The following is a 25,616-nucleotide window of genomic DNA, read 5'->3' on the forward strand; positions in this document are numbered from 1 at the left end:
CGTTAAAACACCTCGATCTGATCATCATCCGTATTCGCTTGATCTTTTTGAATCGGCGCTGCCACATCACCAAACTTATCATGCAAGGCATCTGAAGCCGTAATGCCAGGGTTTTGCCGCATTAAGTCTAACAATTCAATGAAATCTTTAATGACCGCACGCGGTGTCAGAAACTCATCCGCACCCGGTCGGTTCAGTTGGATTTCCATATATTGCACAATCTGTTCATTAGACATCGTAATATCCGTTTGATAATTCACTTGATAAACGTGAATTAAATTGGCTAATAAAGTGTATATCTCTTCATTGGTTAAGGGTTTTAAAGGCAGCGTCGTCCGATTCGTATTCACCAAATCAGAATCCATCCGCTCCTCTAAACCTAAACGCCCTTGCAAAGCACCATACGATGCCATCCCACGTAAATTGTTATACACCGTTTTACGGGTTGCACCCAAATTAACAAACAAACCACGAGCAACATCTGCTTTACATTCATTATAAATATTCAAAATCCGTTCATAATTCCGTTCTCGTGAAACACTATTCGATAATTTATAAATATTGACCGCTTCATCTAAATTCACCACAAAACCACTATAGCCAATTTCAATAAATAATTCAGACATTGTTTTCAAGGCATCATACCAATTATCATCACGAATCACACGATTAATCCCTAAGGATTGCTTACTTTCCGTCATGGTACGAATATCCCCACGCAACCAACGAATAGCTTGTAACATTTGTTGACGATTATTTTGTTGCAAACCTCGATAATATTGTATAATGGCTTGACCAAATTCGTAAGACAAGGCTACGGACTGAAATTTATCAAAGGTGTCTAAAATCGTATTTTCAATTTCAAGTCTGTATTGTTCTTGTAGCACTTCCGCTTGGCTAATGTGATATTTATTGGCGAGGGTTTGCATGATTTGGGTTAGCCATTCTTCAACAATGGTGTTCAACACATTGCCGTTTTGCGCGGATTTGGTGACTAATTTATCCATGATTTCCGTATATAAGGCATTCGCGCTACCATCTGTCGCATATAAACGACGATTGGGGGTTAGATCCACCGTAGAAGCCACAAAGTTTTTTTGTTGCGCTAAATTCTGAATGGTTTGCAACATAAAACTCTTCCCACTTCCAAAATCCCCCACCCAAATACGCAAATCACTGCGTCCTTGACTGACTGATTCCAAAATGCGAATAACTTCCTCTACCTCATGACGTCGTCCAACTAGCAAATATTGAATCCCTCGTTTAGGAACAACCCCTGCTTCTAATGCCTTCACAATACTATCTGCATCTTTACGATTAACCGCCATCAAGTCCACTCCTTCTTAAACATGTGCCTTAATTATACCATATAGTTTTCTTGTAACCAAACATTTGTTCGTATAAACCTCAATAAATATCCCTAAATCATCAGTCGAACAGCAGAGATAGCCGTTAAAATAATAATGAGATATTTATAGGGGTTTTCATTAATACGTTTAATTAACCAAATCCCAATCAAAGCGCCAATCCCAATAAACGGAATAGCAAATAAGGTATACTTCAGCGTATCCCAAGTGATTGTACCCCATAAAAAGACATGAAAAGGCACTTTGATCAAATTAATTATCAGGAAAAACCAGGCAGTTGTCCCAATCATCGCATTTTTATTTAAATTTTGTGCCAGGATATACACATTGAAAATGGGTCCGGCTGCATTCCCTACCATCGATGAAAACCCACTGGTCACACCAACTAGTTGGGTCAACCAGGGTCGTTTCGGCAATTCTACGGCTTGCTTTTGAAATTGACGAAAAACTAATAGGGCTAAACAAATTAATACAATAATACCCATGATAAATTTAAACTGTTGATCATCCAAATAATTTCCTGTTAACGCACCTAAAATTATCCCAATCACAGAAGCCGGCATTAACTTCAACACATCTCTGAAATTTGCAGCTTTCCCGTATTGATAGACCGCCGCTATGTCCCCTACAATCAGCATCGGCAACATGATCCCAGCTGACGCTTTACCGCCAAACATAACAGCTAAGATGGCCACCGCCGGCATCGTCGCTCCTTGAATGCCCGCTTTTGAAAACCCAACAATCAAGGCCACCAAAGCCAACAGCCATAATTCATATCCACTTAAACCCAACCACAAACCCTCCAATAAATACCTCTACTCTTCAACGGCCGATAACAAGGCTTTGTTTACCGCACTTTTAATCACATTCGTAGATGCCGTTGCCGACGAAACGGTATCCACATCAATCGTGTTTTCTTTAACCATCATATTTTTAATATGATTCCCTGCTTCTTCATAAGTTGTTTCATGTTCTAGAAACTCAATGCCTGTCATTTTATGATCATTGACCTCGACTTCAACTTCAACCGTAAGCAAGATTGTTTCGGTTCTACCCGTATATACCCCATCCGGCACATCTGCCATATCTACCGGAGTATAGTTCAGCGAAGTATATTGTATTTGAAATGTTACCCATATAATAATCATTATTACTATTAAAAGGGCTAACGAACTAAATATAATTCCCATTTGTTTTTTTTCTTCCATTTTATCACCTTTTCAGATTTCTTTTCCATAGTTAAAATTGTAGACTATTCTACCCTTTTTTGAAAGCTAAATTTAACGAAATTAAAACCCTTTTCAAATTATCACTAAATAAATCGCGCCACCTTTTTGTAATTTCTTGAGATAACAATTAAATCTGGTGTAATTAGCATTGAATTATTGTTGAGTAGACGTTCCCAATCGATAGAAAGGTTGCAGTTTAAATTTGCTTTGATAGCCGGCTTTCTAGGTATTTAACGAAAACTAAACTGTACCCATACTGTGAAGGGCGAAGGGCGAAGGCTTGTTAAAACTTATCTTGCACGACTAAAAGCCGAGTCATTTGATGTTCACTTGTACTTCTAATGACGCAGAAGTTAAAGCGATGGGACTTCACTTGTACTTCTAACGACTCAGAAGTTAAAGTGAATGGCGTTCTCTTGTACTTCTAATGACTTAGAAGTTAAAGTGAATGAAGTTCTCTTGTACTTCTAATGACTCAGAAGTTAAAGTGAATGGCGTTCTCTTGTACTTCTAATGACTTAGAAGTTAAAGTGAATGGCGTTCTCTTGTACTTCTAATGACTTAGAAGTTAAAGTGAATGAAGTTCTCTTGTACTTCTAATGACTCAGAAGTTAAAGTGAATGGCGTTCTCTTGTACTTCTAATGACTCAGAAGTTAAAGCGATGGGAGATCACTTGTACTTCTAACGACTCAGAAGTTAAAGTGATAGGTGTTCTCTTGTACTTCTAATGACTCAGAAGTTAAAGTGAATGAAGTTCTCTTGTACTTCTAACAACTCAGAAGTTAAAGTGATTACGAAATATCAATATAATCTTCGTTTAGCAAGTTAACTCATGTGCTATCTCTTCTTGCCTATAACCGGCAGGCCATCCCGAATTTTAGAAGGCACGCGCTTCTTGACCGCGGGCCATCCTAAACTTTCGAAGGCATGCGCTACTCACTAGAGCCTTTTAAATAGGTATGGGAAAAACGTTTAACCTGTCTAATGTCATAGCAACCCATCCAAGTAACATCAAGCTCGGCTAATAACATCAAAAAAAAAAATCCAGACTTTCAAGCATAGTAAAAAAACCGGCAGACACCTTCCCTGTAAGGAGTGTGTAGCCGGTTGCCACCTAGGCAATGTTACCTAGGGCATTCCACAATCATTAAAAATCTGGATTTTTTGGGGCGACTATGCGCTTGCCTAACTTAATTAAGCATGCGTTTCGTCGTAAATTTGATTTAAAGCTTTTTCGAACACATCTACGGGTTGAGCTCCGGGTACGCCATATTTGTCATTAAAGACAAAGAAAGGTACACCTTGAACACCGATTTGATTCGCCACTGCAACGTCTTGACGCACTTGATCACGATTAATAGCAGGATTATCTAAAATGGAACGGACAGCTCCTTCATCTAAACCAACCTCAGTACTCAAATCAATCAACGTATCATGATCACTCACGACTAAACCATCTTCAAAGACAGCTTTATACAAACGATTTTAAAAATCGATGCCTTTACCTTCGCCAGCGGCATATTGGAAAATCCGATGCGCATCCATGGTATTTGCTTCTTTCACTATGTCAAAATTGAAATCCAATCCAGCTTCCTTCGCCATTTTTTCAACTTGACTGAAAGAGGTTCTCATTTCTGCTGCTGAAACACCTTTTTTAGCGGCTAAAGTTTCCACATACGTTTCACCAGGGACATGCGCAGCATTAGGATCTAGCTCATAGCTTTTGTATTCAATGTCAACTTCATCACTATGTTCAAATTTTTCTAATGCATTTTTTAAATTAGTTGTGCCAATATAACAAAACGGACACACAAAATCCGACCAAATCGTAATTTTCATTAATTATCGCCTTTCAAAACTGTTATATTTTTATCTGTTTCACTTGTATTATTTACTTCTGCAGGACCGCAAATACCTGTTTCAATATCACAAACGTATGCAGTCGATTCACTTTCATCCATGAAATTAAACATTTGGATGGTGTCTTTTTCTGTAGCCATCGATTCCAATTCCTTTCAAAAAAAACTTAATATAGCTATTATACTACATTCTAACTAATATTGGAATGTTTTTGCTTAAAAAGTTGCCTTCTTCCATGCCTGCGGCCGCTTCTAATAAATACCCCTGCAACACATGATGCTGCTGCTAAATATATCTTGGCATTTATTTCGCCTGCCAAATAAATTACCTATCATTGACTAAATAATCAATCAACACATATTTAATTTCGTCATAAGAGATTTCTTCTGGCAATTCAATTTTGACGGCGGATAAAGACGAGGTGCCAATTTTATTAAATTGTTCCTTAATTTGTCTTTTAACTGTTGCTGGGACATCTGCTTTAAATTCCTCAAGCTCCCCTTCTTCAGCAGCCTCTGTTAGATGTTTTAAAATTGTCGTTTCAGTAAAGCCTCTTTCAATCGCTATTTCGTATGGGGTTAAACCTTCGTTGGCTAATTCCACACTGATTAAATAAGAAGCCTGGCCTTGAGGTTTTTCCTCCGAAACAACAGCTGAAACCTTTGGCTTTTCACTGTGGTATTTATTTGGAGGGGTTTGGGTTTGGTAATTTTCAATAACGGGTAAAAAGTGCCCTGCATATTTTTCGGCTTTAACGGTACCCACGCCTTCAACTTGCAAAAATTCTGCGTAATTGCGCGGCATCGAACTGGCCATATCTTCCAAGGATTTGTTTGAAAAAACGATGTAAGCAGGGACAGATTCCGCTCGGGCTAACTCGGCGCGTACTTGACGCAGTTCTTCAAACAAATCAGAATTAACCGCCGTAGAACGTTTATGCGTTCGCGTTGCTTGTTGATTTTCACTTTGATAGTTTCGTTGCTTAATAGTTAATTGCTGTTGCCCTTTTAAGATGTCCTTGGCACTGGCGGTGACAAACAGCCCTCGGTGTTCCGTCACGCCAATATAGCCGTGGGCGACCATCGCAGAAATAATATCTCGAATTTGCTGGGTCGAATAATCTTTCATCAAGCCATAGGTCGACAATTGATCAAAATGATTTTCTAAAACCCGTTGGTTTTTACTACCACGCAAAACATCGATAATTAAGGTCATCCCAAAATGGTATTTCATACGTAGCATACTTGATAAAATCATTTGACTTTCTTTGGTGACGTCTAAATGTTGAACGGGGTCCACACAATTTGAACAATTCCCACAAGGTTCACTCGGCTTTTCCCCAAAATACCGCAAGGTGAAATTACGTAAACAACCCGTAAAATTCGCATATTGAATCATAATATCAAGCCTATTTTGTGCCATTTCGTCATTACTTTGGGCAATCAGAAATTTATTAGTCATAATATCTTGGGCTTTATACAGTAAAATAGCCTCCGAAGGCAATGAATCACGCCCCGAACGGCCTGCTTCTTGATAATAACTTTCTAAATCTTTAGGCAGATTATAATGAATGACTTTACGGACATCGGTTTTATCAATCCCCATACCAAAGGCATTGGTTGCCACAATGATATTGGTCTCATCATTGATAAAAGCATCTTGCGATTTCAAGCGTTCTTCATTGGACATACCCGCATGGTAACGTCCCGTCGCATAGCCATTTTTGCGCAAATCGGTATATAATTTATCCACTTGTTTACGCGTATTGGCATATATAATAATCGCCTCATCGTGATTTATCAATTTATAGAGAGCTGAATCGCGATTCGCCGGTTCAAGGACCGAAAATTTTATGTTGGGACGATCAAACGAATTAATAAAGACCTTCGGTTCCCGCAAATGAAGTTGTTTCACAATATCCTCTTGGACAACCGTTGTGGCAGTTGCTGTAAAAGCCGCAATGACCGGCCGTTGCGAAAGCTGTTGTACAAATTGATGAATATTACGATAAGACGGTCGAAAGTCAAAGCCCCATTGCGATACACAATGCGCCTCATCGACAGCCACCATGGCAATATTTTGTCGACTGAGAAATTCAGTAAAGCCATTATTTTCTAATCTTTCTGGCGCTACATACAATAACTTTATAGCACCTTGATTAAGTTGAGCAATAATCGCTTGAAAATCCCCTTCAGAAATCGTTGAATTCAAATAAGCTGCAGCAATCCCTTGTTGCTGCAGTGTATCAACTTGATCCTTCATTAAAGAAATTAGTGGGGATACCACAACGGTTAAACCTGGCATAATGAGAGCCGGTAACTGATAACAAATTGATTTACCTCCACCAGTTGGAAGTACCCCTAACGCGTCTTGCTTCGCTAACAAAGTTGTAATGATTTCTTTTTGGCCTGGCCGAAAGTGACCATAGCCAAAATATTGTTGTAAAACAGATTCTAATGTTGTTGGCACTTTGTCACTCCTCTAAACGATACTTTGTCAGATTCTTTTAGTATTATATCATGTTATCCCAAAAGAAAAAGCCTTGCAAAGGAGCGTTAAGAAAAAGTAAAGGATTCACACGATTGCTCGAACGTTCCATCCCTTAAACCATCAACATTTCATCTAAATCTAGAATTTCAATTTTACGATTGCTGATTTGATGAATATAACCGGCATCTTCAAAATCAGCTAATTTCCTCGAAATCGTTTCGGGTGTTGTTCCCAAATACGAGGCCATATCTTTCTTGGTCATCGGCAAATCCACAATCATCGACCCGCCTTCATCTTCCATTAAATCCGATAAAAAATACGCAATCCGTGTATCCACTTTTTCGGTCGCAAACCGCGTCGTTTGTGTTTCTGATTGATCTAACCGATTCGAGAATTCTTGTAATAACTTCAAAGAAATCGAAGGATATTTTAACAAAAATTCCTGCAAGTCCGCCCGTGTAATCATACACACTTGCGTATTCGACATGGCCTCCGCATAATTGGTATGAATGGATTCCCTAAATAAAGCTAATTCCCCCGTAAATTCACCCGGCGTTAAAATCCGCACCAACTGCTCTTTTCCAGATTCCGATAACCGATAAATCCGTATTTTTCCACTACTAACAATGTACAAGGCATCGGATTCATCCCCCGCCATATAAATCATCTCACCTTTTTTATATTGGCGAGATTGTGCCACTTGCATAATTTCATTCATCTGATCGTCTTCTAAATGATTAAATATCGGAACCAAACGCACACACTGATGGTGTCCTAGCGCATCATGATGATGGTGATGTGTTGTCATAGCAAAATCCTCCTTTACATATATTTCCACTTTAACATATTGTCTAACTTAATAACTTGATACAGGTCAACTTTTTGAATAAATATCCCCATCCATTGACTTAAGTCAATGCGCCACCTTTCTCACCATCTTATACTTAAGATGAAAATAAAAGGAGGCGTTAACTATGAATAACACAACCATTTCATTAAACACATTAGGCAAAATCATTGGTATCACTTTAATCATTATGGCAATCATCTCTGGCATAGCCTTTGGCGGCTTACATCCCCAGCTCTTTCAAACAGACACAGCCAACCTATTCAGTCACCTACAAACCACCTCAAACCTACTGAGACTAGATATTTTTCTCTGGCTAATGGTGATAGTGACCGATATCATCGTCAGTTGGGCTCTCCACCTCTACTTACGCCATATCAATCCCGACCTGTCTCTGGTCGCAGCTTGGACCCGCCTCATTTATACAAGCATTTTAGCCACGGCAGTCAGCGAATTAATCAAAATCCTGAACCTCACCCAAATACATATCATTGCCGACCCGTCTGCTCAAATCCAATTACTAGAACAAAATTTTAACTTAGTCTGGTCATTCGGCTTAATTATTTTCGGTCTTCACTTAATCCTCATAGGATACATTGCACGCCAAACACAACACATCCCTAAAATCATTAGCTACTTAGTTATTCTAGCTGGCTTGTCCTACTGTCTCGTTCACAGTTTGGATTTAATATTACCTCAAGGCCATTTCGTAGCAAGTAGCATCGAAACCATCTTACTATTGCCAATGACCGTCGGTGAATTAGGGTTTGGGCTTTGGCTCTTAGTGAAAGGAGCTCGTTTAGAAAGAAATAAGGCTTAATCTTGACTTACACGTTTTTTGATACGACTTAACGATTCAGCGGTCATACCTAAATAGGATGCTAATTGATGTTGAGGAACACGCTCGATTAATTCCGGGCGTGTTTTGACTAAATTTAAATATCTTTCTTTGGGTGATGCTGTCACAAAACTAGCTTTATCTTCCTGTTCAGTCATTAAATTTTCTTCCATAAACTCGCGGGTGATACCGACTAAACTAGGATATTTTTCAAACATAACGGCTTCATTAAAAAAATCACCCACTAACAAAACGGAATCTTCAGTACAACTTAACGAATATTCCGAAGGGACTCTCTTGCTATAACTTTTATAAACCATCGCTGTTTGCATTTCTGTAAAAAAATTAACGGTATTTTCTTTCCCGTCAAAATCAACCGCATGCTGCCTAACACACCCCTTTAAAACAAAGTAACAATCATTGGAAACCTCACCTTGTTCTAACAACACGGTTCCTTTAGGAAAATCTTCCACGACTAAATCATTCCCCATAGCATCTATATCGTCTTGCGAAAGCGCTAATTGTTCTAAAAATTCTCTTAATAAAGGATGCATATTTTACCTCCTGTGATTATGTTAGATTGTATTGGTTGCACCAATGTTACTATTACGCTATTACTTATATCGTAAGTGTTCTTAGTATATTTGTAAAGCATTGGAATAGCTCGTTTTTCATGACAAAACAATTTTGTATCCTTATTAAATATATTGATTTTAATTGCCATCAATTTAATATAAGTCTATCTGCGTGACAGCAAGATCAATTTTATGTATGATTAACCTGAAAAAATTTAAGGAGTGTGTGATTATGCGACCCATTGTAGGCGCTTTATGGTTTGATACGGAAGCTAAAGAAGCTGTTGATTTTTACTTGTCCTTGTTCGAAGATTCTGAAATAATATTTGAGCAAATTTATCGTGGCACACCGAACGGAGATGTTTTATCCATTGATTTTAGATTAGAAAATCAAGCATTTAGTGCTTTTAATGGCGGGCCGGGTTATCCGCTAAATACATCGACCATCGTTATGGTTGCTAAAGAAACAGCACCAGAGGTTGAAAAACTATATAATCAATTACTCGATGGAGGCAATGTACTAATCCCATTAGACAGCTATCCCTTTAGTGACAAATTTGGGTCTGTACAAGATAAATATGGTTTGAGTTGGCAAATAATGTTAGACAAAGAAAAAGCTAAACTGCAAAAAATCCGCTTAAATTTAATGTTTGCTGGTGACCAACTTGGTAAAGCTGAGGATGCTTTACGTTTTTATCAAAACGTTTTTGAAGAATCCGAAATCGGTGTTGTGTCTAACTATAAAGATGGCGAAGCAACTAATAACCAAGCGAAAATAAATTATAGTGAGCTAAACCTTAACCTTCAACAGATTATTTTGATGGATCATGGCATGGATGGTAAAGAAACCTTCACCCAAGCATTTTCATTCATTCTCTAATGTAGCACTCAAGCTGAAATTGATTATTATTGGGAAAAGTTATCCTATTTTCGTGATGAAGAAGCCTGTGGTTGGGTAAAAGACCCTTACGGCTTATACTGGCAAATAATCCCGCTACAATTAGTCAAAATAATGTCGAGCGGAACTAAAGAAGAACAGTATCGCGTGACACAAGCCATGCTCCCAATGAAAAAATTAGACATTGGCAAATTAGAAAACGCCAAGTACAATTTAGATTAAACATTTAAAGGGGACCTAAATAAATGCAGGTCCCCTTTTATCTTTATACGATTTCCAATTTGATAACGACTTTCTCATAATCGCTTGCTTGATCAATATGACGGGCTGCCTTATGTGCGTCCCATGGGAATAAAATATAGGCTGTTCCTGCCGTTATTGAAAAAGGATTGTCAACTGAACCATCGTAGAAAATGATATCTTTTTCCGCATCATAAGGTATCACTTCATCAAGGCTTTCAATGGGATTCCAATATAACAATTCGTTACCTTTTAATAAAATTTGTATGTCAATATACTTTCTATGGGCTTCATAGTCACCCAAATCAGCCGCTAACGTTTTATCCTTTCCGAAGAAATAAAAGCCATGTTCAAATGGAAATTGTTGTCCAAGCTCATAGTCTGTTTGCTTTAAAATTGTTTCTAAAACTGTTTCTATTTTTTCAAAAATTTCTGGATAATGCTTTAAATGATCCATCGTATCAATAATCATTTTATAATCTCCTCTTCTAATCAATATAAGTATCACGATCTATCTGATAATGATAATGCAGATAGGTTGTGTTATCAATAGTTATTATTTGATAATTTTATAATCTTAACAAAATGCGCATGAGCCGAATGATAGAAAATAAAAAAATGCAGCTATCATCTATAGAAAAATGGATAGCTGCATTATTTATGTTATGTAAAACTAGGTTTTTTCATATTAGGTGTGAAACCAAATATATCGATCCCTATTTCTTCATTGTGTTGTCGATCAATAGGAATATCAATGATATTGAGTACAATCTCACAAGTGATATTTATTTGGGCTTCCATTAAATGTCCCCCAATAACGGAAAAGTCTTCCCGTCCAAGCGTTATATGAAGATGGGCATGTGGTTCGTTATCCTTATGTGTTAAAAAGCCTGTTAAATTAAGAATTTCGAATGGTTCGTTGAACTGTTGTTGACGGTAGTCTTTAGTGTCTGTCTCGAAAAAAGCAATGTTGACTATATCCGCAGCACCTAAACCAGTGACACTAGCTGTATGGATGGACTCTTTTTTTGCAATGTCTAACAAATTTTCCATAATGCGGTCGCCTTTATCAAGTCTTACTAAGATTTGTTTATCTTTTCTTTGGTATTGCATATTTTTTACACTTCTTTCTAATTATTGATAACTTGGTCCACGTAAAATATTAAGCCAAGTGGTTACACCACCCATCTCATCACTCATAAGATACTCTGAGTATATTTCGCCAATTTTGGGTGCATAGTAGTATCTTTGGATTTCACCTGAATCAAAAGTAGTTTCAATAACAACCACATTATAATACTCAATATCTTCAATGTTGTAGACCGGTAGAATATCGGTGACTACATAGTCTTGCATGTCTTGATAACCTCTAGAAAACGTTGCCCCTACTTCTAACGTTAAGGGAAAATACAAAGACTTGCTCTCATCCGTCGCATCGGTGTGATAACGGAAATCTTCCTGGTCGTAAGATTCGGGAAAATAAGCCAACTCATAAATACCCTCTTCGGTAAGTTGGTATACATATGAGACGGTTGTCCCTGCAGTTGCTCGACTTACTTGATAGATTCCTTGTTCATCTGGTATATAATCCAGCGTCATTGTAAATGGTGCATACTCATTGCCTTCGCCACTATAATCATAAAATTGATAAAATAAACCAGGGGTATAATCAACGGCATTTACCGAAGTTTGTGCGTTTACTTTAAGTGGCTGTATTCCCAGTGAAAGCAAAAAGAGGGTAATTACAATTAATACTAATCGCTTCTTTGTTTGCATCTTGAATCACCTTTCCTTTCTTTTGTAATAATATTGTCTAAAATACTATTAAAACTATCCTGCATTTTGTTTCCATCCACACGCTTATTTTACCGTATTTACCGTGTGTTTTCAAAAATTACACCTTAATAGCTTTCAAGGAAATATTCACAATAAAAAATCGAATCTTTCATGTTATCCGAAAGATTCGATTCATCCTTTAAACTATTCACCACTAAACATCCAAGTTATTCCAAAAGGATCTTTAAACATTCCAAAGAGTTCAGACCATTCAGACGGGCCTAAAGGCATTTCAACGGTACAGCCTAAGTCAAGCGCATGTTGGAAAAAGTCTTTCACTTTAGTCACTTCGGCTTCATCCTTTTGATCGAATGTAAAACACAAATTGCTACCATCATGATCAACAGCTGTTTTATTCCACGTATCAGATAAATAAATCACATTGCCAAACACTTCAAAACCAGCATTCATGACAAATTCAGAGGGATTACTTGGACGTTGTTCTTCAGGCATTTCAGCAAACATTTCATCAGAACCGAGCAAAATTTGAACATTTTCTGCACCTAATTTTTTATAAAAATCGAGTACTTCCAATGAGTTGGGAAAATTCAAATACGGCACAACTTTCATGTTAATCCTCCTTAAAAACCCATGCGACTTCTAACAATTGCATTATACCATCTTTGAATAAATATCGCAGTTCTAACGATGGTTGAACAGTCCAATATAATAAGCAGCAACCCCTAATAAGCTCATAATAATGCAGAAAATCAAGCCATATTCGACTGAAAAATGGTTGATTAGCCAACCGCCAACGGAACTACCGACGACACCACCAAGTGTATGCGCCGTTGTAACAAGTGATTGCCCTTTTACCTTGTCGGTTGCATCCATCTGACTATTGGTATAGTAAACAGAGCCCACAATATAAATGCCAAAAGCAAATGGCTGCATCACTTGTGCCATATAAATCCCCACAACCGAACTCGCCAATAAGGTAAAGATTGTTTTGATGGAAAAAAATATCGCTGCGGTCATCATAAGTTTATTAATGGATACCCGTTGATTAATTCGCGTAAATAATAGCATCATGGGAACTTCAGCTATCGCAGATAACCCAACTGCAATTCCCATATTTTCCGTAGTCCCCCCAACATTTTCAATGATTTGAATCATAAATAAATTAATAAAATTATGTCCAATAAAAAAGCAGAATGATCCAAAAATAATATATTTAAAATGGGGATATTTATTAAAGAAAGGGGTTTGAGTGGGTTTTAGAGCAACATCGACGGGGTTTAATTTAACGGCTTGGGAATGGTCAGCAAACAGGCTTTTCAGGACATTTTGATATAAAATAAATAACATCACTAAATAAAGTAGGTAGCCAAAAATGGCAAAATAAATGATGGTTTGCGTCCCCATGCGACTCACAAGAATTCCCAGTGTCGTTGATGTCATAGCAAAAGCCGAACTCTGAACACCACGGCTGACGCCATAATTTATTTTAACCCCATTATTCATTATGTAAACGCCGATAGCACTTAAAAAGGGTGACAAAGTGACTTGAAGCGTTAAGACTAAAGTGTAAAAGAAGGCTACAAGGGCCACCCAGCGGCTTGCTAATAGGATACCGACTAAAAGTAAAAGACTAGGGATAATAATTAAAATATTAACATGCCATAAATTCAGTTTGATACTTTTATCAACCTTATCGCCGAGCCAAGGTTGAAGAAAGCTGGCCAACAGATTGGCTGTTGATGTAAGTATACCAATGGCGAACTCATCAAGGCCTTGTGCCATCAGAAAGACCGAGCTATAGGCTGAAACCGACCCCACAACAATGTCAAAACTACCGGTAAGTCCAGCATAGTTGATATTTTCTTTGTTCATTCATGACCTCCAACGTTTTATACTGCTAATCATACTGATTTAAAGTCAAAATGACAACTACCGTTTTTGAAAATAAATATGCCTTGCTCAATGTTCATGAACAAGGCAGTGATATTTATTGGGTTATTTACGATCGTCAAGACGTAATGTCATAGCATTAATCGCAACAATAATCGTTGAAAGTGACATTAAAATGGCGCCGACGGCTGGTGTAATAGTGATACCGATTGGTGCAAGCAGACCGGCCGCCAAAGGAATGGCAATAAAGTTGTAACCCGCACCCCAAACGAGGTTTTCTTTCATTTTACGCGTCGTTTTAGAGGCTAATTCCAAGAAAGAGGCAATATCGGCAGGGTCAGATTGGGTTAGGATAACATCCGCTGAATCGATGGCCACTTGTGTACCTGCTCCAATCGCAATCCCAACATCGGCTAATGCAAGGGATGGGGCATCGTTCACTCCGTCACCAACCATGATGACCGTTTTGCCTTCATTTTTCAGTTTTTCAACAAGATTGTATTTATCTTGTGGTGATTGGTTAGCAAGGTAGTCAATACCTAATTCTGCCGCTACTTCTTTTGCTGCTTCTTCATTGTCTCCAGTTGCCATAATTGGTTGGATATTGTGTTCTTTTAGTTCCTTGATAAGGTCGCGACTACTTGCTTTTAGCTCATCACCTAAGGCGACAACCCCAATGGCTTGATTGTTTTCGGTTAAAACACTGATGGTAGCCCCGGCTGGTCGGTTAAAGTCTAACTCTTGATTATATGCTTTTTGGCTAATTAATTGGTATTCTTTACCATTTGCTTGCCCTTTTAATCCGGATCCTGAAATATTTTCAATCGAATCAAAGTTGGTCGGATTAACATTATTTTCTTTAGCGTGTTGCACGATAGATTGTGCAATCGGATGACTTGATCCTGATTCAATACCAGCCATTAAAGCTAATACTTCTTCGTCTGAGTAGTTGGTGGTAACAGATTCAAGCGCTAAAACTTTAAATTCACCTGTTGTAAGTGTTCCAGTTTTATCTAAAATCATAACATCGGCTTTGTCAGCTAATTCTAAGGCTTCGCGGTTTTTAACTAATAAGCCTCGACTCGCACCTAAAGAGGTTGAGCGGGCAACCACTAACGGAATAGCTAAACCAAGTGCGTGAGGACAGGCGATAACTAAGGTCGTAACAGTATAATTAATCGCTGTTTGTAAGTCAGCAATTAACCACCAAACCACAAAAGCGATAGCGGCTACCCCAACAGCAATGTAGAATAACCAACCTGCTACTTTTTGTGCCAAACCTTCTGCACGTGATGGCTGACTTTGTGCCTGACTAATTAAATTTTGTACTTGTGAAACAAAGGACTGATCCCCTGTTTCTTGAACTTCTACCAGTAATGTCCCATCACCGTTTGTTGACCCTCCAATAACGGTGTCGTCCGGTTTTTTAGAAATAGGTTTTGACTCTCCCGTTAAAAGTGACTCGTTCACACGTGATTCGCCTCGAATAATTTTTCCGTCGGCTGGGATATTTTCTCCAGCCTGTACTCTAACGTGATCCCCGACTTTTAAATCGGCAACGGGTCTTGTTTCGGTCGTGCCATCTGCTAATACAAGATGGGCTTCTTTAGGAACAAGGGCTGCTAATGACGCTTGTGCATCCCCGGCATCTCCAACGGCTTTCATCTCAATCCAGTGTCCAAGTAACATGATTAAAATAAGTGACGCAAATTCAAAGAAGAAGTCCATAACGTGCTCACCCGTCACATACCTGGCAATAACCGCATAAAGACTGTAAATGTATGAAACGCTAATCCCTAAAGTGACTAACGCCATCATTCCTGGTGATTTTTGTTTGAACTCATCAATCGCCCCTTGATAGAAAGGTTTACCCCCATAAATAAATAACACCGTTGCTAAGATGGCTACGAGTATGTCTGAATATGGAAAAGTAAACTGAAACGGCAAGGTTATCCCCATCATAGGTGATAATATCATAATGATTATCCCCAGCGGTAACGACTTCAAGAAAATTTCTTTAAAGTTCCCGTGGTGATGATGGGCGTGACCAGAATGATCCATATGGTCGTGGTTATGGCCACTATGGTCATGGTCGGAGTGGTCGTGTTGGTGATGGCTATGATCGTGGTTAGAATGGTCATGGTTAGAATGGTCGTGATTATGCTCATCATGATTGTGTTGGTGGCCATGACCGGAATGGTCCATGTGATCATGGCTATGACCGCTGTGGTCGTGACTTGAATGATCATGATTATGCTCTACATTATGTTGATGCTCACTATGGTTGTGTTCGGTACTGTGATTATGACTTGATTGAACATGATGTTCAGAGTGATTATGTGAACTATGTTCATCCGAATGTTGCGTTGCTTTTTTATCATTGTTCTCTGTCATAATAAATCCTCCAAAAATAAGATGTTTTTTAACTCGAATTTATTATAGCACCTCTGGTTACATTTGTAAACCAATTAAAATTATTAACCACACAAAATTTGAAGTTTAAAACAATTGACCCATCCAATAAATATATGAACATACTAAAATATCTACATTTTCTAAGTAAGTTTATCTATCTTTGACCCGACGAACTACATTTTTATAGTTCGTTGAAGAAACGAACTACATTTTTATAGTTCGTCGGGTGAACGAACTACATTTTTATAGTTCGTTGAAGAAACGAACTACATTTTTATAGTTCGTTGAAGAAACGAACTACATTTTTATAGTTCGTCGGTAAAACGAACTACATTTTTATAGTTCGTCGGTAAAACGAACTACATTTTTATAGTTCGTCGGTAAAACGAACTACATTTTTATAGTTCGTTGAGAAAACGAACTACATTTTTATAGTTCGTCGGTAAAACGAACTACATTTTTATAGTTCGTTGGGAAAACGAACTACATTTTTATAGTTCGTCGAGGAAACGAACTACATTTTTATAGTTCGTCAGTTCAACGAACTACATTTTTATAGTTCGTCGACTAGCCGTTCATCATTTTATGACATTTTTATCTCGATAATAGGGTTTATATTGCGGAAACTGATATTCATACGAATTAACTGGATTTTTAAACAATAATGTTGTTGAATCATACTCGAAAAATTTCATTAAAACGGTTTTTACTCTAACATACTTCACCTGTCCACCAAACAGCGTCAATACTTCACTTGTTTTTAATGCTCTAAAAGGAAATAACACCCCGTAGGCACAAATTGTGCGTAAAATGGCTTTTTCAGAACTTTCACTATAACCACACTCATGACATTTAAGATGATAGCGTTGGAATTTCGTATTAAAACTCTTGCAACTATCACAATACACCCCTTTTTTCAGCTTACTGTACCGTTCTTGCGTCAAAGACTTCCTCCGCGGATCTTCCACACTTCGTGCTAACAACCACTCGGCGTCGTAATCCATCGACGAGTCGTCCACAAACAAATGCTGGCACTCATTCGACAAACCTTGTATGAAACGCTTTAACTTTGCGCGCTTCAAATACAAACTTGCATCCACCCCTTCTATGTCAACACTGTCCGACTCATTAATAAACAATAACTTCCCTGACAACTCCCCGCCTGAGCCACAACTTCGATGAACCCCAGCAAAAATGTCCAACATCCGCTTTAACTGCTTAAAATCGTCTTTCATTTTCACTGTCCCATTTACCGACCACACCCCATCAACATACCGATACTCTGCGTCATAATTCTTGACCTCAAACACCAACCAGCCCAGCTGCGTAATCAATAACAAATCCACTTGAATCTCACCCGCTTGCAGTACATATCGCAAATCCCGTAACAATCGCCATTCGGGATTTTTATACAACGAAAGCAACCCATACGCTTCCTCTTCCCCTTCAAACCCCATCCTTTTAATAAATATCTCCGTATTTTCCTCCTTGTCTAAGACACCCCTTACTTCCATTTCCTCTAGCCACTGAAATTCTTGTGCTTTTATCATACCCGTCATGACACGCCTCCTATTTTAGTTCGTCATTAATAAATACACCATTTATCGCCGATTCCACTATTTTTGATTAAATAATTTCCTGTAAACAAAAAGAACTACTAAAAATCAGTAGTTCCGCAGTGATATTTATTTAATTGGAAGGTCTAAATTGTTTCCGAATAGCTCTTCACCTTGAATTGCATTTTTTGATTGTGCATGACGTACATTAGGCCCAAAAGAAGAACTAAAAAGATAGGTAATAAGGCTACATGAATATGATTAGCGATCAGTCCAAAAATAGGTGGCATCAACATGGTTCCGACATAGGCGCTGGCCATTTGGACGCCGATGACGGCTTGGGATTTATCGGCTCCGAAATAATCCGGGGTCGAATGAATAATAGCCGGGTAAATCGGTGCGCAGCCTAAACCAATTAGAACAAAGCCGATGACGGATAAGGTTGTTCCCAAAGGAATTAGCAGTGCCATCACCCCGATTAAAATAATGCTAATCCCATATTTAATCATTTGATCATCCGTGAATTTCATTGTGACAAAACCACCTATAGCGCGGCCGACCGTGATACCAATGAAAAACAAGCTGGCGTATGTTGCGGCGGTATCTTCAGGGATATTTTTATATAAAAATAGATAGGAGCTTGCCCATAAACCGGTGGTTGCTTCTATCCCACAATAACATAAAAAGGTAATCATCGAAGCCTTTGCACCGGGTAATGCCAAAATTTCTCTTAGGCTAAGATTTTGTGTTGGGGCTGTATCCGATGCGTCTTCCCCTTTTTTATCTTTCCATAAAGGTAGCGACAAAAATAAAATGGCGGTTAAAATAAATTGGAAAACGGCAATATAGAAGTAACCATTGTTCCAAGTTCCCTCATTGGTTAGGACATAACCAAGAATGGCAGGTCCTAATGACGCGCCTACTCCCCAAAAGCAGTGCAACCAGCTCATATGACTACTCGCATAGTTTAAAGCCACAAAATTATTAATCGAAGCATCCACACTACCAGCGCCTAACCCATAAGGAATTGCCCACAAACAAAGCATCCAAAATGAGTCTGACATTGAAAAACCGTATAAAGCAATAGCTGTTAGCAAGACGCTCAGGGCGGTGACGCGACCTGTGCCCAATTTCTTAGTCAAACGATCACTTTGTAAACTTGAAAGAATGGTCCCTAATGCAATAATCATGGAAACGACTCCGGCATACGAAACGGCTACGCCAAATTCTAAATACATCGTCGGCCAAGCTGCGCCTAATAAAGCATCAGGTAAACCTAATGAAATAAAAGCTAAATAAATAATGGCTAATAATAAATTAAACATACGCCACCCTTTCAAAAAATAAATTTTATTTGCTTTAATAGTATAACTCATTTAATTAAGGAAGTTAAGTAAATAACAAAAACAGGTTGAAAAATTTCAACCTGCCATGATGATCCTCATCCTCCTCGTAATAAGAAACTGTCCCAATAAAAACCCCGTCTAGATCGATTGTCCAAGAAAGCTAAACTAATTTAATTGGCATCTTATAGGTAATTTGCCAAGTAACAACCAAACTAATCCCTATTAACAGGCTACTGACGAACATGGCTAACAACCAATTCAGAACGAAATGGTTCATTGGAAACATAGCGAAAATATTTATTCGCACCAAGAGATTTATGCTAGCTAACAGCAAACCAATCAACAAAACACCTAAACCTTTAAAAAAACCAAACCTTAGAAAGCCCACCGACACCAGCCAACCTCCAGAAAACACATACATTAGATTAATAAACCACGTCATCGCAACCATACCGTATTCTAGTAACTTAGAACCAAAGGTATCGCCTAACCACTGGGAAGCCATTCCGCTTTTTATCATAAGTGCCTCTTCAAACAAAGTCTGTTCTAAAACATAGTCATCAAACACACGACTGACTACCGCATCAAACAAACCGTTTATAAGCAAAATCACTATAATCGTTACAGCGGTCGCCACCATCACACCGGTCAAATTTCCAATAACCGATTGCCGGCGTGTCAAACCCAATCGAACATTATCAGGAATCACATAGATCGCACTAATAATTCCGAAAATGACAAAGGCAAATAAAGCACTTTGGATGGAAAAATTTGCAAAATTCAAAGTAACAGGGATATTGATTAAAGACATTAAAATAAGATAAGCAAGATAGATAACGCCCATTACCCCTAACGTGCCTAAGCTCCAAGTTAGATAGGTCAGCGCATTATCCTTGGTCAGCATTTTGATAATCTTTTTATTTGCTATCATGGTGGGCTCCTTTCTTCGTCAAATAATTAAATAAATCCTGCAAAGCAACTGGTTGAATATCAAGATGGCTATGGGTATTTTTAGCCCGCAAGTCTTCAACACTCACACCAAAAACAGTCGCCGTGGTGAGATTCCCCATCTCTTTTTGATTTAAAATAGGATAATCTTTTAAGAATTCAACCACTTCTTCCGTAAAACCGGATACTTGGCAACCACGTTCAATTAAATCACCATAACTTTCATCAAACAATAATCGTCCCTTATCCAAAATAAGAATATGATCAAACAGGTATTCTGCTTCAGAAATTAAATGAGTCGACATAATTATTAAACGAGGATGCTTTGCTTGCGAACGCAAAACTTCGCTATAAAATAAGTCACGGGAAGGTGCATCCATACTTAAATAAACTTCATCAAAAACCGTAATGGGTGCGTTCGATGCTAAACCAATCGAAGCATTTAATGCCGCTTGCATCCCTTTAGACAAATTATAAATCACTTCATTGTCTGGAAGTTCGAACTTTTCCAATAACTCGATGGCATATTCCATATCAAAAAACGCGCGATATTGGGCATTCCATTCGACATAATCCATCACTTTCTCCGATTCACCGCTACAATCCCTTGGATAAGAAAATGAAACTTGTTGCATACTCGCTGGGTTTTCATAAACCACTTGCTTATCGATTAAAACTTCCCCACTGGTTTGAAGTCGATAGCCAGCTAATAGCGCCATTAAAGTTGATTTGCCGGCACCATTTCTACCTAACAAACCTACGATACCTACTTGAGGTAAGGTGAAATTAATATTCTCAAGTATTTGATGGCGTTTAATCGTTAAATTCACTTGCTTAAATGCTACTTTAGTTTCCATTATGCATCCTCCCCTTGTTCCATTTCTTGTTTGATCCATTGAAAAACTTCATCTTCGTTTAAATTTAAACTGTTAGCCTCGGTAATTAGAGGTCGAATAAAATCCGCAACAAAAGCCTGTCGTCTCTTTTCCAATAATTTTTCTCTAGCACCTTCGGCTACAAACACACCAAGACCTCGCTTTTTCATTAAAATCCCCTCGTCCACCAGCTGATTAACCCCTTTACTGACAGTAATATGATTGATTTTGTAAAATTCCGACAATTGAGCCGTCGACGGTGTTTGCTCCCCTTCCTTCAACTGCCCTTTGACAATCATATCCTCTAACAAATTTCTTATCTGAACATAGATGGGCTGTTTGTCATTTAATTGATTGGCCACATAATCCACCTCTTTCTTCTGTCGGTCATATAGTCCTATACTTATATATATGAGTATATACCATACGAATGAAAAATGCAACCTTTTTAACTAAATATCCCTGATTCTCTCCCAAGCGTGAACTTTGAAAAATACTTAAAAAACTGTCATAATATTGGGTAAATACAGTGATATTTATTAGGAGGTTTTAGAAATGCCTTGGAATATTTCGGATTATCCAGCTTCAATGAAGAATTTTGAACCCTTGTTGCGAAAGAAAATGATTGATATGGCCAATGCGATGGTGGCGAATGGCTACGAGGAAGACCAAGCGATTCCCATAGCTATTTCGCAGGCCAAGGAATGGTTTGAAAACGCGGACGCAGAGGAAAAACGTGCCTTAGAAAAGGAAGCCAATCCACAAAAAGATGATACTCACGAAATAAGTGGGAATCCTGATTTATTAGATGAAGATGTTGAAGTGTTTTTTAATGATGAAAAATGGGCGGTGAAAACCGTGAAAGCTGAGCGAGCCGATCAATTATTTGATACCAAAGCCGAAGCGGTTAAGCGTGCCAAAGAAATTGCCGCGAATAAGGGAACACAAGTTGTGCAGTATACCAAAGACGGGAATAAGCAGTAAAATATGACCTTCTTTTCGTATTACCAATAAGGTATGCTTACGAATTATATTTGAGATAAAATATGCACGAAAAAAGAGCCTAAAAGCATTCAGTTTTTGAATGCTTTTAGGCTCTTTCTATGAATAATCTAACACAGCTACCGCTCGCACTGGCGATCCATCCGCCTGCCTAATTTTCAATGGCAGTCCAATAAATAAAAACGTCTCTCCCCTAGGCAATTGATCTAAGTTTATCAAATCAGTAAACGTCACAATGCCACGTCCTAATAAAGCCCGCTCCAAGTCTTCACTCACATCGCCAGCTACAAAAGGAGGATTGGCAACAATGACGCTTTCTAAAACCGATTCATCCACCGTTTCATCAAAGACCAATCCAAGACCCTTGGGAAAAGCACCATCATGGACACGCACCAACTGTGCTGGCCCTATAAACTGCTCTAAGGCTATCGCATCAATACTCGCCAGCTCTGGATGCATATGCGAAAAAGCATCCACATGCGTGCCCGTATGTGTCCCTAACTTCAACTGACTCACTTGCCAGCCGTCAGCCCCAACCGTACTCACTTGTTCAATCGAAACCTCTGGATCTCCTGGATACACTGGCATCCCCGAATAAATATCCTTGGATAAATCAATGATTCTCATCAGTTTGCTCCGTTCTATAAGCAGCAGAATCTGAAGCAGTAATTTCAATGGTTTGATCCAACACGGGAAAAAACTCCTAACTTCATCTACTCATTACAAGCAGTGATATTTATTTAAAAAAGTTTTTGACTTTTTGGAAGGTTTTGTTTTCATTTAAGCGATCAATGGCTCTTGATTGGCGGGTTTCACGATGGTAAACATTGACGAGAGTCAAAGGATTGTCTTTCAGATGTTCACTGGCTGATTCAATGGTTCTTTCGGCATGACCAAAAACAAAGGTCGAGGCTGAACCAACGGGAAATCCGTAATGGATGTCTGCCAAAGCAATGGACAAATCGACCTGTTGACTCCGCATCAAGCTCAAGGAACGGTTGATGACATCGTTGGTTCGCATAGCCGGTTGGATATATTTTTTGGCTTCTAAGCCGACTGAAATCACATACTCAATCTGACCTTCAGGCGCACGTTTAAACAAATTAGCTGGGGAATTTAACAATAAGCCCCCGTCAACCAATTGATACTGTTCGACCATCATGGGTTGAATCACAAACGGATAAGAAGAGGAAGCTAAACATGCATCAATCACTGAAATATCTTTATGAAAATAAACAATTTTATCATCATCATCAATGAATTGGTTCGGTTGATTTGAAAAGACCACTAATTTGCCACTGATTAAGTCAGCGGCTGGAATCGCAATTGGCATCTCTAATTCCGATAGCATGACATCACGAAACAAAGGATGGATATCCACAACTACTTCTTTAATTTTATCGACCGGAACAAATCCGTTGGAATAATTTAATACCAAGAAGTTGGTCACCATTTGTCTCTTCTTAAATATTTCACTTTCAGCTAACGCGCTATCCGTTGCGATGATTAAATCTTTTATTTCTTCAATCGACAGACCGTAAGCAACACCTGCCGCAATAAAAGCCCCCATCGAAGTTCCCGTTACCGACGAAATGTTTAAATTTTTCCGCTCTAATTCTTCTAAAATGGCAACTTCAGCAAAGCTTTTTGCTCCGCCGCCCGAGAAACTCAATCCAATTGTTTTCTGTTTTAACCTTTCTTGTTCGTTCAATTATAATCACCTCATCATATCTATTCTATCATATTCCTGTACTTTCTTTCTCCTCCTATGGTAGGAAAAAACTAATTTTTAGCGTTTTTTAATAAATATCACTGTATTAAATTGATGGCATAAATTAATCTTAAGTCTAGGATTCTGTCCGTTTTTCATCTATAGTATACGTAGATGCAAAGGAGGATGTCCATGTTAACAATTGCTTATATCGGTAATGGGAAAAGTACCAACCGTTATCACTTACCTTTTTCACGTCAACTGAATGACACCATTAAAATTAAAACCATCTATTCTCGAAGTGGTCAAAGTCCTTGGCCAGCCATCGAAGGGATACAGTATACGACGAACATCAACGATATTTATTTGGATAATTAAGTTGATTTGGTGGTGATTACCACACCAAGTGCCTCGCATTATGCCTTGGCAAAAGAAGCCTTACAAAATGGCAAGCATGTTTTACTGGAAAAACCTTTCACGCAGACGAGTGAAGAAGCGAAAGAATTGTTTGAACTGGCTAATCGCAATCATTTATTTATCCAGTGCTACCAAAATCGCCGCTTTGATTCCGATTATTTAACGGTGCTAAAAGTGATTGAATCAGGGAAATTAGGTGATTTGTTAGAAGTTGAAATGCACTTTGATTATTTTAGACCTGAAACCCCGACTAATAGTCATTTCTCGATCAGTGATAGTTTCTTATATGGTCATGCCTGCCATACGTTAGACCAAGCGATTGCCTATTTTGGTCAACCTGATGGCGTTCATACGGATGTACGCCAATTGCTGGGTGCGGGGAAGATGAATGATTATTTTGATTTGGATTTATACTACGGTGCGTTGAAAGTTTCTATCAAATCAAGCTTTTTCCGACTCAAACCTCGACCTAGTTTTATTGTTTATGGTAAACGTGGCGTGTTCGTCAAGGAAACGAAAGACCGCCAAGAAGAACACTTAAAAATGTTTTATATGCCTGATCAAGCTGACTTTGGCGTCGATGCCCCAGAACATTACGGAACTTTAACTTATATGGATCAAGCTAGCGGTTATCATGAAGAAAAAGTTGTTTCTGAAGTTGGGGATTACAGCCGTATTTACGAAGGAGTCTACCAATCGATGGTGAATGGCAAGGAAAAAGTTGTTAAAGACGAAGAGACCATTTTACAGTTGGAAATTTTGGAAGAAGCAATTAAGGGGTTAGTGTAGGCGTTTAGCGGATTAGCTTTTTCGACCGCGTTATAGTAATTTCGTTTTACTATAATGCGTTTGCTTTTTTCCTCAATACGATTATGCTAAATCAAATAACATTTGGTGATAAACTTCCCATTTACCCGACTCTAAAGACCACGCCACTTCCAACACTCAAAAAACGAGTCACTAAGCACCCCTACCTTTGCTTAGTAGCTCGTTTTTTCATCTTCATTCACTCAACTGATCAACCAAACCATGGACTTCATCCAAAGGTTCAACAAACAAGATCCCTTGCCCTTCACCTTCCAGTTCAAGTTCATCATAAATAGATTGACTGACTTCCCGATAACGCGATTCTTCAACAATAATCCAAATCACATCCCGCATCGGTTCAACTTCAAAATATAGAAAACGTTTCGGCTTGCGCCCAATCCCTTTTCCGTGAATAATTGTTCCACCTAGCGAACCAGCAGCTTCAGCAGCATGAATAACTTTGCCCGCACGACCACTAGGTACGATTGCATAAATTAAATAGAACAT

23 protein-coding genes and 3 pseudogenes are annotated in these 25,616 nt (G+C 38.5%); 4 read left to right on the top strand and 22 right to left on the bottom strand.

The features are described from left to right. Positions 1-2: 2 nt before the first annotated feature. The 7 genes and pseudogenes from NRE15_RS03205 to NRE15_RS03235 form a co-directional block, all read right to left on the bottom strand. Positions 3-1,328 (bottom strand): BREX system ATP-binding domain-containing protein, encoded by a 1,326-nt coding sequence (locus tag NRE15_RS03205; protein ID WP_313794179.1) that lies wholly within the window; start codon positions 1,326-1,328, stop codon positions 3-5. Positions 1,329-1,420: 92 nt separating this feature from the next. Further along, positions 1,421-2,158, bottom strand: a complete 738-nt coding sequence (locus NRE15_RS03210; RefSeq protein ID WP_313794180.1) for a sulfite exporter TauE/SafE family protein — start codon at positions 2,156-2,158, stop codon at positions 1,421-1,423. Positions 2,159-2,182: 24 nt separating this feature from the next. Continuing rightward, positions 2,183-2,575 carry an FMN-binding protein gene (locus tag NRE15_RS03215; protein WP_313794181.1) on the bottom strand — a complete coding sequence of 131 codons (393 nt, stop codon included), beginning with the start codon at positions 2,573-2,575 and terminating at the stop codon, positions 2,183-2,185. A gap of 1,216 nt (positions 2,576-3,791) precedes the next feature. Further along, positions 3,792-4,436, bottom strand: a pseudogene (locus NRE15_RS03220) (DsbA family oxidoreductase). Further along, complete coding sequence (locus NRE15_RS03225; RefSeq protein ID WP_313794182.1) at positions 4,436-4,597, bottom strand: hypothetical protein; 162 nt, start codon at positions 4,595-4,597, stop codon at positions 4,436-4,438. The pseudogene NRE15_RS03220 and the gene NRE15_RS03225 overlap by 1 nt, the downstream one beginning before the upstream one ends. 184 nt (positions 4,598-4,781) lie before the next feature. Further along, the gene (recQ, locus tag NRE15_RS03230) at positions 4,782-6,926 is read right to left on the bottom strand and encodes a DNA helicase RecQ (protein ID WP_313794183.1); all 2,145 of its coding nucleotides are present in this window, start codon (positions 6,924-6,926) and stop codon (positions 4,782-4,784) included. Between the two features lie 133 nt (positions 6,927-7,059). After that, positions 7,060-7,755, bottom strand: coding sequence for a Crp/Fnr family transcriptional regulator (locus NRE15_RS03235; protein ID WP_313794184.1), 696 nt, complete (start codon positions 7,753-7,755; stop codon positions 7,060-7,062). A 166-nt stretch (positions 7,756-7,921) separates the two neighbouring features. On the opposite strand from NRE15_RS03235, the gene NRE15_RS03240 reads away from it, so the two are divergent. Further along, positions 7,922-8,614, top strand: a complete 693-nt coding sequence (locus NRE15_RS03240; protein WP_313794185.1) for a DUF4386 domain-containing protein — start codon at positions 7,922-7,924, stop codon at positions 8,612-8,614. Here the strand turns inward: NRE15_RS03240 and NRE15_RS03245 are convergent. Then, on the bottom strand, positions 8,611-9,186 hold the full coding sequence (locus tag NRE15_RS03245; RefSeq protein WP_313794186.1) for a Crp/Fnr family transcriptional regulator: 576 nt from the start codon (positions 9,184-9,186) through the stop codon (positions 8,611-8,613). The genes NRE15_RS03240 and NRE15_RS03245 overlap by 4 nt on opposite strands. Positions 9,187-9,439: 253 nt before the next feature. Between NRE15_RS03245 and NRE15_RS03250 the strand changes: the two are divergent. Then, positions 9,440-10,327: pseudogene (locus NRE15_RS03250) on the top strand (VOC family protein). Positions 10,328-10,370: 43 nt separating this feature from the next. On the opposite strand, the gene NRE15_RS03255 reads toward NRE15_RS03250, so the two are convergent. The 11 genes from NRE15_RS03255 to NRE15_RS03305 all read right to left on the bottom strand — a co-directional run bounded on the left by NRE15_RS03255 (position 10,371) and on the right by NRE15_RS03305 (position 21,534). After that, positions 10,371-10,817, bottom strand: coding sequence for a YhcH/YjgK/YiaL family protein (locus tag NRE15_RS03255; protein WP_313794187.1), 447 nt, complete (start codon positions 10,815-10,817; stop codon positions 10,371-10,373). A gap of 191 nt (positions 10,818-11,008) precedes the next feature. After that, positions 11,009-11,458, bottom strand: coding sequence for a PPC domain-containing DNA-binding protein (locus tag NRE15_RS03260; protein WP_313794188.1), 450 nt, complete (start codon positions 11,456-11,458; stop codon positions 11,009-11,011). Positions 11,459-11,479: 21 nt separating this feature from the next. Further along, positions 11,480-12,121 carry a hypothetical protein gene (locus tag NRE15_RS03265; protein WP_313794189.1) on the bottom strand — a complete coding sequence of 214 codons (642 nt, stop codon included), beginning with the start codon at positions 12,119-12,121 and terminating at the stop codon, positions 11,480-11,482. Positions 12,122-12,325: 204 nt separating this feature from the next. Continuing rightward, complete coding sequence (locus tag NRE15_RS03270) at positions 12,326-12,751, bottom strand: VOC family protein (protein ID WP_313794190.1); 426 nt, start codon at positions 12,749-12,751, stop codon at positions 12,326-12,328. Positions 12,752-12,823: 72 nt separating this feature from the next. Next, a complete protein-coding gene (locus tag NRE15_RS03275; RefSeq protein ID WP_313794191.1) occupies positions 12,824-14,014 on the bottom strand; it encodes an MFS transporter in 1,191 nt (396 codons plus the stop codon). 123 nt (positions 14,015-14,137) lie between these two features. Then, on the bottom strand, positions 14,138-16,237 hold the full coding sequence (locus tag NRE15_RS03280) for a heavy metal translocating P-type ATPase (protein ID WP_313794935.1): 2,100 nt from the start codon (positions 16,235-16,237) through the stop codon (positions 14,138-14,140). Between the two features lie 788 nt (positions 16,238-17,025). Then, positions 17,026-18,006 carry a nuclease-related domain-containing protein gene (locus NRE15_RS03285; RefSeq protein WP_313794192.1) on the bottom strand — a complete coding sequence of 327 codons (981 nt, stop codon included), beginning with the start codon at positions 18,004-18,006 and terminating at the stop codon, positions 17,026-17,028. Between the two features lie 143 nt (positions 18,007-18,149). Then, the gene (locus NRE15_RS03290; RefSeq protein ID WP_313794193.1) at positions 18,150-19,328 is read right to left on the bottom strand and encodes an MFS transporter; all 1,179 of its coding nucleotides are present in this window, start codon (positions 19,326-19,328) and stop codon (positions 18,150-18,152) included. A 181-nt stretch (positions 19,329-19,509) separates the two neighbouring features. Continuing rightward, complete coding sequence (locus NRE15_RS03295) at positions 19,510-20,280, bottom strand: hypothetical protein (protein ID WP_313794194.1); 771 nt, start codon at positions 20,278-20,280, stop codon at positions 19,510-19,512. Further along, the gene (locus NRE15_RS03300; protein WP_313794195.1) at positions 20,267-21,154 is read right to left on the bottom strand and encodes an ATP-binding cassette domain-containing protein; all 888 of its coding nucleotides are present in this window, start codon (positions 21,152-21,154) and stop codon (positions 20,267-20,269) included. The genes NRE15_RS03295 and NRE15_RS03300 overlap by 14 nt, the downstream gene beginning before the upstream one ends. Beyond that, positions 21,154-21,534 carry a GntR family transcriptional regulator gene (locus NRE15_RS03305; RefSeq protein WP_313794196.1) on the bottom strand — a complete coding sequence of 127 codons (381 nt, stop codon included), beginning with the start codon at positions 21,532-21,534 and terminating at the stop codon, positions 21,154-21,156. The genes NRE15_RS03300 and NRE15_RS03305 overlap by 1 nt, the downstream gene beginning before the upstream one ends. A 193-nt stretch (positions 21,535-21,727) precedes the next feature. Here NRE15_RS03305 and NRE15_RS03310 point away from each other — a divergent pair, with 193 nt between their 5' ends. After that, a complete protein-coding gene (locus NRE15_RS03310; RefSeq protein ID WP_313794197.1) occupies positions 21,728-22,156 on the top strand; it encodes a DUF2188 domain-containing protein in 429 nt (142 codons plus the stop codon). Positions 22,157-22,273: 117 nt separating this feature from the next. Here NRE15_RS03310 and NRE15_RS03315 read toward each other — a convergent pair whose 3' ends face one another. After that, the gene (locus NRE15_RS03315; protein ID WP_313794198.1) at positions 22,274-22,801 is read right to left on the bottom strand and encodes a cyclase family protein; all 528 of its coding nucleotides are present in this window, start codon (positions 22,799-22,801) and stop codon (positions 22,274-22,276) included. Positions 22,802-22,910: 109 nt separating this feature from the next. Beyond that, positions 22,911-23,885 carry a patatin-like phospholipase family protein gene (locus tag NRE15_RS03320; protein WP_313794199.1) on the bottom strand — a complete coding sequence of 325 codons (975 nt, stop codon included), beginning with the start codon at positions 23,883-23,885 and terminating at the stop codon, positions 22,911-22,913. A gap of 192 nt (positions 23,886-24,077) precedes the next feature. Between NRE15_RS03320 and NRE15_RS03325 the strand changes: the two are divergent. Beyond that, positions 24,078-25,091: pseudogene (locus tag NRE15_RS03325) on the top strand (Gfo/Idh/MocA family oxidoreductase). Positions 25,092-25,304: 213 nt separating this feature from the next. Here the strand turns inward: NRE15_RS03325 and NRE15_RS03330 are convergent. Next, positions 25,305-25,616 carry a P-II family nitrogen regulator gene (locus tag NRE15_RS03330; RefSeq protein WP_313794200.1) on the bottom strand — a complete coding sequence of 104 codons (312 nt, stop codon included), beginning with the start codon at positions 25,614-25,616 and terminating at the stop codon, positions 25,305-25,307.

Source organism: Fundicoccus culcitae (assembly GCF_024661895.1).
Lineage (GTDB): Bacteria > Bacillota > Bacilli > Lactobacillales > Aerococcaceae > Fundicoccus_A > Fundicoccus_A culcitae.